Below are 13,373 nucleotides of genomic sequence, written 5' to 3' on the forward strand. Positions count from 1 at the left end.
ACCGAGGGGTATCCGATGGCGTACGACCTGATCACCATGGGGCGGATCGGAGTGGATCTGTATCCGCTCCAGACGGGCGTCCCGCTGCCGCAGGTCACGTCCTTCGGCAAGTTCCTCGGCGGCTCGGCGACGAACGTCGCGGTCGCCGCGGCCCGCCTGGGACGGCGGACCGCGGTGATCACGCGTACCGGCGACGACCCCTTCGGCACCTATCTCCACGAGGCCCTGAGGGACTTCGGCGTGGACGACCGCTGGGTCACCCCGGTCCCCGGTCTGCCCACCCCGGTCACCTTCTGCGAGGTCTTCCCGCCGGACGACTTCCCGCTGTACTTCTACCGCCGCCCCAAGGCCCCCGACCTGGAGATCGACGCCCACGACCTCGACCTCGACGCCCTCAGCGAAGCCCGCGTCTTCTGGGTCACCGGCACGGGCCTGAGCGAGGAGCCGAGCCGTACGGCGACCCTCGCGGCCCTCGCCCACCGCGCCAAGTCCGGCACGACGGTCTTCGACCTGGACTGGCGCCCGATGTTCTGGCAGGACCCCGAGGCGGCCCGCCCCTTCTACGCGGAGGCCCTGCGCCACACCACCGTCGCGGTCGGCAACCTCGACGAGGTGGAGGTCGCCACGGGCGTGCGCGAACCCCACGCCGCCGCCCGCGCCCTCCTCGACGCGGGCGTCGAACTGGCAGTCGTCAAGCAGGGCCCCAAGGGCGTCCTGGCCGTCAACCGCCAGGGCGAGAGCGCCGAGGTCCCGCCGCTGCCCGTGAACGTCCTCAACGGCCTCGGTGCCGGCGACGCGTTCGGCGGCTCCCTGGTCCACGGCCTCCTGGCCGGCTGGGACCTGGAGAAGACCATGCGGCACGCCAACGCCGCCGGTGCCATCGTCGCCTCCCGCCTGGAGTGCTCCTCCGCGATGCCTACCCCGGCCGAGATCGAGGCGGCCGTCACCGCGGGGGCCGTCAAGTGACCGTCGACGTCTCCGAACTCGTCCGCCTGCGCAGCCACCGCCCGGAGGCCATCGCCGAGGCCGCCGCCCGCCGCCCCCGCAGGCCCCTGCTGAACGACAACGGTCGGCTGATGATCGTCGCCGCCGACCACCCGGCCCGCGGCGCACTCGGCGTCGGCGGCCGCAGCATGGCCATGGCCAACCGCGCCGACCTCCTCGAACGCCTCTGCCTGGCCCTGTCCCGCCCCGGCGTGGACGGCGTCCTCGCCACCGCCGACATCCTCGACGACCTGCTGCTGCTCGGCGCCCTCGACGGCAAGGTCGTCCTCGGCTCGATGAACCGCGGCGGCCTCCAGGGCGCGCGCTTCGAACTCGACGACCGCTTCACCGGCCACCGCCCCGAGGACATCGAGCGCCTCGGCTTCGACGCGGGCAAGCTGCTCCTGCGCATCGACTACGACGACCCGGGCTCCCTCACCACCCTGGAGTCCACCGCCCGGGCCGTCGACGCCATGGCCGCCCGGCGGCTGCCCGTCTTCGTCGAGCCGTTCATCTCCCGCCGCGACGAGACGGGCCGGCTGCGCAACGACCTCTCCGCCGAGGCCGTCACCAAGTCGATCGCCATCGCCTCGGGCCTCGGCGGCAGTTCGGCCTACACCTGGCTGAAGGTGCCGGTCACCGCGAACCCCGACGACATGGCCGAGGTCATGGCGGCCTCCACGCTGCCCGCCGTACTGCTCGGCGGGGAGGTGGGCGACGATCAGGACGGGGCGTACGAGAAGTGGCGCGGCGCGCTGCAACTGCCCACCGTGCGCGGGCTGGTGGTCGGCCGTTCGCTGCTGTACCCGGCGGACGGTGATGTGGCCGCCGCCGTGGACACCGCCGTCGGACTGCTGTGAGGGCCGCGTCATGACCAGTGAGCCGCACGTCCTCAAGGAAAGCCTCAAGGAGAACTCCCCCTTCCCGGGCGGGGAGAGCGTGTGCGCGCACGCCCGGGCCCAGATCGCCTCCGGCGCGGGAGGCCGCTTTGCTTTGGCAGGAGCGAAGAGCGAGCGACAACTCCCCGCCCGCTACGGCCCCGCGCCGGAGGTCCCCTACGTGAGGCGGGAGGCACGCCGATGACCACGAGGCTGACGGTCGCACAGGCGCTCGTGCGCTTCCTGTCCGCCCAGTACACCGAGCGTGACGGCGTACGGCAGCGGCTCATCGGCGCCACCTGGGGCATCTTCGGCCACGGCAACGTCGCCGGCATCGGCCAGGCGCTCCTGGAGTACCCCGAGGAGATGCCGTACCACCAGGGCCGCAACGAACAGGCCATGGTGCACGCCGCGGTCGGCTACGCCCGCCAGTCCGACCGCCTGTCCATGCACGCGGTGACGACGTCCATCGGCCCGGGCGCCACCAACCTCGTCACCGGCGCCGCCCTCGCGACCATCAACCACCTGCCGGTGCTGCTCCTGCCCGGGGACGTGTTCGCGACCCGCCCCGCCGACCCGGTCCTGCAGCAGCTCGAAGTGCCGTACGCGGGCGATGTGTCGGTCAACGACTGCCTGCGCCCGGTGTCGAGGTACTTCGACCGCATCACCCGGCCGGAGGCCCTGATCCCCTCCGCCCTGAACGCGATGCGCGTCCTCACCGACCCCGTCGAGACCGGCGCCGTCACCCTCGCCCTGCCCCAGGACGTGCAGGCCGAGGCGTACGACTGGCCCGAGGAGTTCTTCGCCGAGCGCGTCTGGACCGTACGGCGTCCCGGCGCCGACCCGACGGAACTCGCCGAGGCGGTACGGATCATCCGCGCGGCGGCGAGGCCCCTGGTCGTCGCGGGCGGCGGCGTCCACCACAGCCGCGCCGAGGCGGCACTCGCCGAGTTCGCCGGGGCCACGGGCATCCCGGTCGCCTCCACCCAGGCCGGCAAGGGCTCCCTGCGCCACGACCACCCCCAGGACGTCGGCGGCATCGGCCACACCGGCACGGCCACGGCCGACGAACTCGCCCGCACCGCCGACCTGGTGATAGGCGTCGGCACCCGCTACACCGACTTCACGACGGCCTCCGGCACGCTCTTCGCGAACCCGGACGTCCGTTTCCTGAACCTCAACATCGCCCCCTACGACGGCCACAAGCTCGCCGGGCACCCCCTCGTCGCCGACGCCCGCAGCGCCCTGACGGAACTCACCGACGCCCTCCGCACGCACGCCCACCGCGTCGCCGCTTCCTACGCCACCGAGTACACCGAGGACAAGGAGCGCTGGGAGCAGCGCGTCGACGCCTGCTACGAGGTGGACGAACCGGACACCCGCCCCACCCAGCCGCAGGTCCTCGGCGCCCTCGACGAACTCGCCGACGAGTCGGACATCCTCATCAACGCCGCCGGTTCCCTCCCCGGCGACCTGCACAAACTGTGGCGGACGCGCTCGCAGGACCAGTACCACCTGGAGTACGGCTACTCCTGCATGGGCTATGAGATCCCGGCCGCGATCGGCGTGAAGCTGGCCGCGCCCGACCGGCCCGTGTGGGCGCTGGTCGGCGACGGCACGTATCTGATGATGCCGACCGAGATCGTCACGGCCGTGCAGGAGGGCATCGCGATCAAGGTCCTGATCATCCAGAACCACGGCTACGCGTCCATCGGCGGTCTGTCCGAGTCGGTCGGCGGCGAGCGCTTCGGCACCGCCTACCGCTACCCCTCCGAGGACGGCGCCTACACCGGGTCGCCCCTGCCCGTGGACCTCGCCGCCAACGCGGCCAGCCTCGGCATGCGCGTGCTGCGCGCGAAGACCGTACGGGACCTGCGCGAGGCCCTCGCTCAGGCCCGGGCCGCCGACACTCCCACATGTGTCTACGTCGAGACCCAAACGGCAGACACAGTGTCGGGCGCGCCTCCCGCCCAGGCCTGGTGGGATGTACCTGTGGCCGAGACCGCGACACGGCCGTCCGCGGTCAAGGCACGTGAGCTGTACGAACGGCACGTCTCCACCCGACGCCGCCATCTGTGAAGGAGTTCCCGGCCATGACGAAGATCGTCAACCACTGGATCGGCGGCAAGACCGTCGAAGGCGCCTCGGGCACGCACGGGCCGGTGACCGACCCGGCGACCGGCGCGGTGACGACGAAGGTCGCCTTCGCCTCGGTGGACGAGGTGGACGCGGCGGTCGCCGCCGCCAAGGAGGCCTACGCCGGCTGGGGCCAGTCCTCGCTGGCGCAGCGGACCTCGATCCTCTTCAAGTTCCGGGCGCTGCTGGACGCCAACCGGGACGCCATCGCCGAGCTGATCACCGCCGAGCACGGCAAGGTGCACAGCGACGCGCTCGGCGAGGTGGCCCGCGGCCTGGAGATCGTCGACCTGGCCTGCGGCATCAGCGTGCAGCTCAAGGGCGAGCTGTCGACGCAGGTCGCGAGCCGCGTGGACGTCTCCTCCATCCGCCAGCCGCTCGGCGTCGTAGCGGGCATCACGCCGTTCAACTTCCCGGCGATGGTGCCGATGTGGATGTTCCCCATCGCCATCGCCTGCGGCAACACCTTCGTGCTGAAGCCGTCCGAGAAGGACCCGTCGGCGTCCCTCAAGATCGCCGAACTGCTGGCGGAGGCCGGGCTGCCCGACGGCGTGTTCAACGTCGTCCACGGCGACAAGGTGGCCGTCGACCGCCTGCTGGAGCACCCGGACGTCAAGGCCGTCTCCTTCGTCGGCTCGACCCCGATCGCCCGCTACATCCACACCACGGCCTCGGCGAACGGCAAGCGCGTCCAGGCCCTCGGTGGCGCCAAGAACCACATGCTGGTCCTCCCGGACGCCGACCTGGACGCGGCGGCCGACGCCGCCGTGTCGGCCGCCTACGGCTCGGCGGGCGAGCGCTGCATGGCCATCTCCGCCGTCGTCGCGGTCGGCTCGATCGCCGACGAGCTGGTGGAGAAGATCCGCGAGCGCGCCGAGAAGATCAAGATCGGCCCCGGCAACGACCCGACCTCCGAGATGGGCCCGCTCATCACCAAGGTCCACCGCGACAAGGTGGCGTCGTACGTCGAGGGCGCGGCGGCCGAGGGCGCCGAAGTGGTCCTGGACGGCACCGGCTACACGGTCGACGGCTTCGAGGACGGCCACTGGATCGGCATCTCGCTCCTCGACAAGGTCCCCACGTCGGCGAAGGCCTACCAGGACGAGATCTTCGGCCCGGTCCTGTGCGTGCTGCGCACGGAGACCTACGAGGAGGCCCTGGACCTCGTCAACGCCTCGCCGTTCGGCAACGGCACCGCGATCTTCACCCGGGACGGCGGCGCGGCCCGCCGCTTCCAGCTGGAGGTCGAGGCCGGCATGGTCGGCGTCAACGTCCCGATCCCGGTCCCCGTGGGCTACCACTCCTTCGGCGGCTGGAAGGACTCGCTCTTCGGCGACCACCACATCTACGGCAACGACGGCACGCACTTCTACACCCGCGGCAAGGTCGTCACCACCCGCTGGCCGGACCCGGCCGACGCCCCGGCGGGCGTGGACCTGGGCTTCCCGCGCAACCACTGAGGTTTTTTCTCCGGGGGCGCCTGCGGTTCTCGCAGGCGCCCCCGGACCTGTTCCCACTGATCTCAAGTGCTCAAAAGGTCAGCCAGATCGCGTTTCCGCTGCGGATTTCGCAGGAGAAAGGGCATTGACGGGCTGCTTTTCGTCGGTGTTCGATGCTGCGCACATCCACCGCCGAGCCGATGGGAACCGCCGCATGACCGACACGCTCCGCCCTGTCGAGACAGCCGTGGCGCACGCGCCGGACCGTCACCCCAGGAAGCTCAAGCGCTCCATCGGAGTCGTCGGCGGCACCCTCCTCACCCTCTCCTGCGTGACCCCCGCCTCGACCCTCTTCGTGGTGGTCCCCGACCTCTTCGGCTCGCTCGGCACCGCCACCGCCCTCACCATCGCCATCGGCTCGCTGCTCTGCGTCGCGGTGGCGTTCTGCTACGCGGAGCTGGGCACCCTCATCCCCAGCGCCGGCGGCGAGTACGCGATGGTCTCGACCCTGGCCGGACGCCTCGCCGGCTGGCTGGTCTTCGTCCTCTCGCTCCTGGTCGTGATGATCGTCCCGCCGGTCATCGCGATGGGCACGGCCGACTACCTCGCCCACCTCGACCCGTCCTGGACGGGCGCCTCGGTCATGCTGCTCGCCACCCTCGCCGGCCTGCTCGACCTGCGCGCCAACGCCTGGATCACCGGCGTCTTCCTGGTCCTGGAGGTCATCGCGGCGGCCGTGGTGGCGGTCCTGGGCTTCACCCACGCCGAACGCGGGCCGGACAGCCTGGTCTCGATGCGGGTGGCCGGCCCGAGCGGCGCCCCGGACACCGTCACGGCCCTGCTCGTGGTCTCCGGCCTCGCGATCGCCCTGTTCGTCACCCAGGGCTTCTCCACCGCCGTCTACCTCTCCGAGGAACTGGAGAACCCGCGCCGCTCGGTGGCCCGTACGGTCCTGGCCACCCTCGGCATCTCCGCCGTGATCATCCTGGTCCCGGTCGCCGCCATCACGATGGGCGCCCCGGACCTCGCCGCCCTGACCGGCGGCGACATCTCCGCCATGGTCACCGCCTGGTCCAACTCGGCCGTCGGCACCTTCGTCAGCCTCTGCGTGGCCCTCGCGATCATCAACGCCGGGATCGTCATGGTCATCCAGAACTCCCGCGTCCTGTACGCCTCGGCCCGCGACAAGGCCTGGCCCGCCCCGGTCAACACCCTCTTCACCCGCCTCGGCCGCTTCGGCTCCCCCTGGCTCTCCACCCTCGCGGTGGGCATCCCCGGAGCGGCCCTGTGCTTCGTGAACCTGGACACCCTGTACGGCGTCACGGGCGTCTCGGTGACGGGCATGTACTTGCTGGTCGCGATCGCCGCCCTACTGTCCCGCCGAGCCCCCCACAAGCACGCCCCGGCCTGGCGCATGCCCTTGTGGCCGGCGGCCCCGCTCCTGCTGATCGTGGTCCTGCTCTACGTCCTGATCCAACAGGACCCGACGTACCTGCTGTGGACGGGCGGCATCTCAGCAGCGGCGACCCTGTACTGGGCGTTGTATCTCCGCCCCCGCAGGAATACACGGTGGCTGGTGTCAGTACCGGAGGCGTAAGGGCCTAGCTTTTCAGGGGCGCGGGGCTGTATCGATTTGCGGCTCCGCCGCGTGGGCGCGAACAACCACAACGCACCCGCACCCGGCAGACCACAGGACCACCCGAGCTGCCCCCCGTACCGCACCCGCAGTACACGCACTTCAACCTCAAGTCGACAACTGTTCGACAGGTTCACCCCGTACCGTTGACGCATGGATCTTCGACTGCCCGGACTGAACGGGCTGCTTCGGCGACCCCGTCGGCTCCTCGCCGCCGGCGCCGCCGTCGTCGTCCTCGCGGGCGCGGGCACATGGACGGCCGTCGCGGACGACGAGACGCCCCCGGTCCAGCGCGAAGACCGCACCCTGGCCACCGGCGACGGCGTGCGCATCGACACCTCGTACTTCACCTCCGGCGGCGACGGCCGCCGCCCCGCCGTGCTGCTCGGCCACGGCTTCGGCGGCAGCAAGAAGGACGTACGGCAGCAGGCCGAGGGCCTCGCCAGAGACGGCTACGCGGTGCTGACCTGGTCGGCGCGCGGCTTCGGCAAGTCGAACGGGAAGATCGGCCTGAACGACCCGAAGGGCGAGGTCGCCGACGTCTCGAAGCTCATCGACTGGCTGGCGAAGCAGCCCCAGGTCGAACTCGACAAGCAGGGCGACCCCCGCGTGGGCATGGCGGGCGGCTCCTATGGCGGCGCCATCGCGCTGCTGACGGCGGGCCACGACGACCGCGTCGACGCCATCGCCCCGGCGATCACGTACTGGAACCTCGCCGACGCGCTGTTCCCGAACGGCGTGTTCAAGAAGCTGTGGGCCGGCATCTTCGTCAACTCCGGCGGCGGCTGCGAGAAGTTCGAGCCCGCGCTGTGCCGGATGTACGAGCGGGTCGCCGAGTCGGGCCAGCCCGACGCCGAGGCGCGCGAGATGCTGGAGGAGCGCTCGCCGTCCGCCGTGGGCAAGGACATCGACGTGCCGACCCTGCTGATGCAGGGCCAGTCGGACTCCCTCTTCCCGCTCGGCCAGGCCGACCAGGCAGCGAAGGCCATCCGTGCCAACGGCGCCCCCGTCGACGTCGACTGGATCGCGGGCGGCCACGACGGCGGCGACATGGAGACCGGCCGTGTCCAGGACCGCGTCACGACCTGGTTCGACCGCTATCTGAAGGACGACAAGGCCGCCGACACCGGCCCCGCGTTCCGCGTCACCCGCACCCTCGGCACGGGCTCCGGCGACGGTGAACCCCGCCTGAGCGGCGTGACCTCGGACCGCTACCCCGGCCTGGAGGCCGAGCAGCGCTCCATCGCCCTGGCCGGCCGTGAGCAGACCTTCGACAACCCGCCCGGCGCCAGCCCGCCCGGCGTCTCCGCCCTGCCCGGCCTCGGCGGCGCCGGCGGCCTCAGCCAGCTCTCCTCGCTCGGCATCGGCGTCTCGCTGGACTTCCCCGGCCAGTTCGCCGCGTTCGAGTCGAAGCCCTTCGGCGAAGACGTCCAGATCACCGGCTCGCCCACGGCCACCGTCCATGTGAAGTCCACCGGCGACGACGCCGTGCTCTTCGCGAAGCTCTACGACGTCGGCCCCGGCGGCGGCTCCCAGCAGGTCCTGCCCTCCCAGCTCGTCACGCCCCTCAGGATCGAGGGCGCCAAGGCGGGCAAGGACGTGCGCATCACCCTCCCGGCGATCGACCACGAGATCGACGACGGCCACCGGCTGCGCCTGGTCCTCGCCTCGACCGACCTCGGCTACGCCTCCCCGACGAGCCCGGCGACGTACACCGTCTCCCTCAAGGGCGATCTGTTGGTTCCCTCGGCCCTCGGCCAGCGCGACTCCCAGGGCGGGCTGCCGGCCTGGGTGTGGTGGATGCCGATCGCCGGAGCCGTGATCGCCCTGGCCCTGATCATCACGGGCCGCCGCCGCACCGCCGCCCCCGCCCCGCCCGAGCCCGAACTCGCCGAGGTCCCGCTGCAGATCACCGACCTGACGAAGCGGTACGCGAAGTCCTCCGAGCGGTACGCCGTCAAGGACCTGTCCTTCCGCGTGGAGAAGGGCCAGGTGCTGGGTCTCCTCGGCCCGAACGGCGCGGGCAAGACGACGACCCTGCGCATGCTGATGGGCCTGATCAAGCCGGACGGCGGTGAGATCCGCGTCTTCGGCCACGCCATCAGCGCGGGTGCCCCGGTCCTCTCCCGGGTCGGTGCCTTCGTCGAGGGCGCGGGCTTCCTGCCGCATCTGTCCGGCCGGGAGAACCTGGAGCTGTACTGGCGCGCCACCGGCCGTCCCGCCGAGGACGCGCACATGGAGGAGGCCCTGGAGATCGCGGGCCTGGGCGACGCGCTCGCCCGGGCGGTGCGCACCTACTCCCAGGGCATGCGCCAGCGCCTCGCCATCGCCCAGGCCATGCTGGGCCTGCCGGACCTGCTCATCCTCGACGAACCGACCAACGGCCTGGACCCGCCGCAGATCCGTGAGATGCGCGAGGTGATGATCCGCTACGCCGCCGCCGGCCGTACGGTCATCGTCTCCAGCCATCTCCTCGCGGAGGTGGAGCAGACCTGCACGCACCTGGTCGTGATGGACCACGGGCAGCTCGTCCAGGCGGGCCCCGTCGAGGACATCGTCGGCTCGGGCGACACGCTCCTGGTGGGCACGGCCACGCCGGTGGAGGAGCCCGTCGTGGAGAAGGTCGCCGCGCTGCCGGGCGTCGTCTCGGCCGTACGCACCGACGAGGGCATCCTGGTCCAGCTCGACGCCGACGGCTCCCCCCAGCGGCTGATCGCCGAACTCGTACGGCTGGACGTGCCGGTGCGCTCGGTCGGCCCGCACCGCCGCCTGGAGGACGCCTTCCTCACCCTGATCGGAGCCGAAGCATGAGCAAGCTCGCCGAGCCGCCCGTCGAGGTCGCCGACGGCTACCGCGCGGGCCGCACCCTGCCCTTCCGGGTCGAGCTGGTCCGGCAGCTGAAGCGGCGCCGGACGATGGTCATGGGCGGCGTCCTGTTCGCCCTGCCGATCATTCTGCTGATCGCCTTCCAGGTCGGCGGCAACCCGGGCGGCAACAACAACCGGGTGAACCTCATGGACACGGCGACCGCGTCCGGGGCGAACTTCGCCGCGGTCAACCTGTTCTCCGCCGCCGGCTTCCTGCTCGTCATCCCCGTCGCCCTGTTCTGCGGTGACACGGTCGCCTCGGAGGCCAGCTGGTCCTCCCTGCGCTATCTGCTCGCCGCGCCGGTGCCCCGGGCCCGGCTGCTGTGGTCCAAGCTCACCGTCGGACTCAGCCTGAGCCTCGCGGCGATGGTCCTGCTTCCGGTCGTCGCCCTCGCCGTCGGCACGGCGGCCTACGGCTGGGGCCCGCTCGAACTCCCCACCGGCGGCAGTCTGTCCACGGGCACCTCGGCCCAGCGCATCCTGATCGTCGTCGCGTACATCATGGTGTCCCAACTGGTCACCGCCGCCCTCGCGTTCTACCTCTCGACCCGGACGGACGCCCCGCTCGGCGCGGTCGGCGGCGCGGTGTTCCTGACCATCATCGGCAGCGTCCTCGACGAGGTGACGGCCCTCGGCGACTGGCGCCACTTCCTGCCCGCGCACTGGCAGTACGCCTGGCTCGACGCCGTCCGGCCCCAGCTGGAGTGGTCGGACATGATCCAGGGCACCTCGATTTCCGTAACGTACGCGCTCGTGCTGTTCGCGCTGGCCTTCCGGGGTTTCGCCCGCAAGGACGTCGTCTCCTAGGTCAACGGAGGATCACCCACCGGTCTCGACGGGCGGTCTCCGTGGCCGCTTCGAGACGCTTCCGCAACGCCCCGTACCGCACGTTCGCGCCCCCCGGGCCGTCACAGTCGCAAGAAGCCGACACCGACGGACCCAGGGGGCACGGACGATGCAGCGGTACCGGACACGACACCTGTTGCTCGCGCTCACCGCCGCGAGCGGACTGTTACTCACCGCGTGCAGCTCAGGCGCCGACAGCAGCGTGGGCGACAAAGCCGCCCACCGCGACGGCTACGGCGCGCCCGATCGAGGCGACGAATTCAGCGAACAGCGGGACGACCGCCGAGAAGACCCCCGCCGGGAGAACCCCCGCCACCTCTCCACCTTCGCCCTCGACGTCGACACCGCCTCCTACGACTACGCCCGCCGCTCCCTCGCCGAGGGCCGCTTCCCCGACCCCTCGACGGTGCGCCCCGAGGAGTTCGTCAACAGCTTCCGCCAGGACTACCGACGCCCGGACGGCGACGGTTTCTCGGTCACCGTCGACGGCGCCCGCACCTCCGACGAGGACTGGTCCCTGGTCCGCGTCGGCCTCGCCACCCGCTCCGCGGAACGCGGCGGCGAACGCCCGCCCGCCGCGCTCACCTTCGTCATCGACGTCTCCGGCTCCATGGCCGAGACGGGCCGCCTGGACCTCGCCCAGGAGTCCCTCGCGGTGATGACGGACCGGCTGCGCGACGACGACTCGGTCGCCCTGGTCGCCTTCAGCGACGAGGCCGAGACCGTCCTGCCCATGACCCGCCTCGGCGGCAACCGCGACGAGATCCACGACGCCATCGGCGAACTGGAGATCGAGAGCTCCACCAACCTCGGCGCGGGCGTCGAGACCGGCTACGAAGAGGCCGTCGAGGGCCTGCGCGAGGGCGCCACCAACCGGGTCGTCCTCGTCTCCGACGCCCTCGCCAACACCGGCGACACCGACGCGGACGCCATCCTGGAGCGGATCGCCGGCGAACGCCGCGAGCACGGCATCACCCTCTTCGGCGTCGGCGTCGGCAGCGACTACGGCGACGCCCTCATGGAGAACCTCGCCGACAAGGGCGACGGCCACACCGTCTACGTGTCCGACCCCGGCGAGGCCCGCGAGGTCTTCTGCGAGCAACTCCCGCGCCACATCGACCTCACCGCCCGCGACGCCAAGGCCCAGGTCGCCTTCGACCCGGCGACCGTCGAGGAGTTCCGGCTGATCGGCTACGACAACCGCCGCGTCGCCGACGAGGACTTCCGCGACGACCGGGTCGACGGCGGCGAGGTCGGCCCCGGCCACACCGTCACCGCCCTGTACGCCGTACGCACCGAGCCGGGCGCCGAGGGCCACCTCGCCACCGCCACCGTCCGCTGGCTCGACCCGGACACCCGCGACCCCCACGAGGAGACCGGCGACCTCGAGACCGACGCGCTGCACGACACCCTGCGTGAAGCCCCGAGCCGCTTCCAGGTCACCGCGGTGGCGGCCTGGTTCGCCGTCGCCCTCCGCACGGGAGAAGTCCGCGTGCCCGGAGCCCCGGACGGTTACGGCGAACTCGCCGACCAAGCCCGGGCGTTGGCCGACCGCACCGGGGACGAGGCCGTGGACGACCTCGCGCAGGCCATCGGACAGGCGGCCGGCGGGCGGGGCTGAGACGCCCCCGGCCCGCGCCCGCACGGCGGGCCAACCGGGTGAACCTGCGGAACCAATCCTCCCGCGCCGGGTTGATGAGGCAGTGGAGCGGGCAGCGCTGCGAACTTTTCACCGCTGCCCCATTCTTCAAGCAGGAGGACGACTACATTGCGACAGACCCTGAGCAAGGGAGCGTTCGCGGCGGCCGCCGCCACGGGGATTCTGTCCCTGTACGGCAGCCCCGCTCTGGCTGATGCCGACGCGTCGGGAGTGGCGAAGGACTCCCCCGGTGTGCTCTCCGGGAACAGTGTGCAGGTGCCGGTACACGTGCCGGTGAACCTGTGCGGCAACACCGTCAACGGACTCGCGGCGCTCAACAAGGCGATCGGCAACTCCTGCAAGAACACCTCGCACAAGTCGAAGCACCACGACGACGGCGCCGGCGCGGACGCCTCGGCGGTCGTGAAGGGGTCCCCGGGCGTGCTCTCCGGGAACAACGTGCAGGCGCCCGTCGACCTGCCCCTGAACGTGTGCGGCAACTCCGTCGACGGAGCCGCCGCGCTCAACTCGGCGTACGGCAACGACTGCGAGAACGAGTCCTCCGGCGGCGGTCACGGCCACCACACCCCGCCGAAGGACGAGGAGAAGACGCCTCCGGTCAAGGAGGTCCCCACCCCGGACGAGGACGAGCCGTCGAGCTCCACCCCGGACACCGAGGACTCCTCCGTCACCGAGGAAGAGGTCGTCGAGGAGGGCCCGCTGCCCCAGCTCGCCGAGACCGGCAGCGAGGCCATGGCGGCCGCGTCGGCCGCCAGCGCCGCCCTGATCATCGGCGGCGTGATGATGTACCGCCGCGGGCGCACCGCCTCGTCCCGCTAGCCTCTCCCGGGTGCCGGACGCGATCAGTCCGGCACCCGCACCCGCCCCATCCGCACCCCCCGTCGATCGTGATCCGGGGGGTGTCGGCCGTCCCGGCCCCCCGCGTCC

At 71.8% G+C, this 13,373-nt stretch carries 9 protein-coding genes and 1 pseudogene; all 10 read left to right on the forward strand.

The genetic code is table 11. From position 1 onward, the window contains the following. Positions 1-15 precede the first annotated feature (15 nt). The 10 genes and pseudogenes from iolC to KJK29_RS24510 all read left to right on the forward strand — a co-directional run bounded on the left by iolC (position 16) and on the right by KJK29_RS24510 (position 13,265). Positions 16-966, forward strand: coding sequence for a 5-dehydro-2-deoxygluconokinase (iolC, locus tag KJK29_RS24465; protein ID WP_215121274.1), 951 nt, complete (start codon positions 16-18; stop codon positions 964-966). Then, on the forward strand, positions 963-1,844 hold the full coding sequence (locus KJK29_RS24470) for a Cgl0159 family (beta/alpha)8-fold protein (protein ID WP_215121275.1): 882 nt from the start codon (positions 963-965) through the stop codon (positions 1,842-1,844). Before iolC ends, KJK29_RS24470 begins: the two co-directional genes overlap by 4 nt. 91 nt (positions 1,845-1,935) lie before the next feature. Beyond that, positions 1,936-2,052, forward strand: a pseudogene (locus KJK29_RS24475) (5-deoxy-glucuronate isomerase); the annotation flags it as partial. Between the two features lie 11 nt (positions 2,053-2,063). After that, positions 2,064-3,941: a 3D-(3,5/4)-trihydroxycyclohexane-1,2-dione acylhydrolase (decyclizing) gene (iolD, locus tag KJK29_RS24480; protein WP_215121276.1), complete on the forward strand. Its 1,878-nt coding sequence runs from the start codon at positions 2,064-2,066 to the stop codon at positions 3,939-3,941. 14 nt (positions 3,942-3,955) lie between these two features. Further along, on the forward strand, positions 3,956-5,458 hold the full coding sequence (gene mmsA / locus KJK29_RS24485) for a CoA-acylating methylmalonate-semialdehyde dehydrogenase (RefSeq protein ID WP_215121277.1): 1,503 nt from the start codon (positions 3,956-3,958) through the stop codon (positions 5,456-5,458). A gap of 193 nt (positions 5,459-5,651) precedes the next feature. After that, on the forward strand, positions 5,652-7,034 hold the full coding sequence (locus KJK29_RS24490) for an APC family permease (protein ID WP_215121278.1): 1,383 nt from the start codon (positions 5,652-5,654) through the stop codon (positions 7,032-7,034). 192 nt (positions 7,035-7,226) lie between these two features. After that, positions 7,227-9,884: a CocE/NonD family hydrolase gene (locus tag KJK29_RS24495; RefSeq protein WP_215121279.1), complete on the forward strand. Its 2,658-nt coding sequence runs from the start codon at positions 7,227-7,229 to the stop codon at positions 9,882-9,884. Continuing rightward, positions 9,881-10,747: an ABC transporter permease gene (locus tag KJK29_RS24500; RefSeq protein ID WP_215121280.1), complete on the forward strand. Its 867-nt coding sequence runs from the start codon at positions 9,881-9,883 to the stop codon at positions 10,745-10,747. The genes KJK29_RS24495 and KJK29_RS24500 overlap by 4 nt, the downstream gene beginning before the upstream one ends. Positions 10,748-10,895: 148 nt before the next feature. Continuing rightward, on the forward strand, positions 10,896-12,407 hold the full coding sequence (locus KJK29_RS24505) for a vWA domain-containing protein (protein WP_215121281.1): 1,512 nt from the start codon (positions 10,896-10,898) through the stop codon (positions 12,405-12,407). A gap of 147 nt (positions 12,408-12,554) precedes the next feature. Beyond that, positions 12,555-13,265: a chaplin gene (locus KJK29_RS24510; RefSeq protein ID WP_215121282.1), complete on the forward strand. Its 711-nt coding sequence runs from the start codon at positions 12,555-12,557 to the stop codon at positions 13,263-13,265. The last annotated feature ends 108 nt before the right edge of the window (positions 13,266-13,373 follow it).

It is taken from the genome of Streptomyces koelreuteriae (assembly GCF_018604545.1).
Classification (GTDB): Bacteria; Actinomycetota; Actinomycetes; order Streptomycetales; family Streptomycetaceae; genus Streptomyces; species Streptomyces koelreuteriae.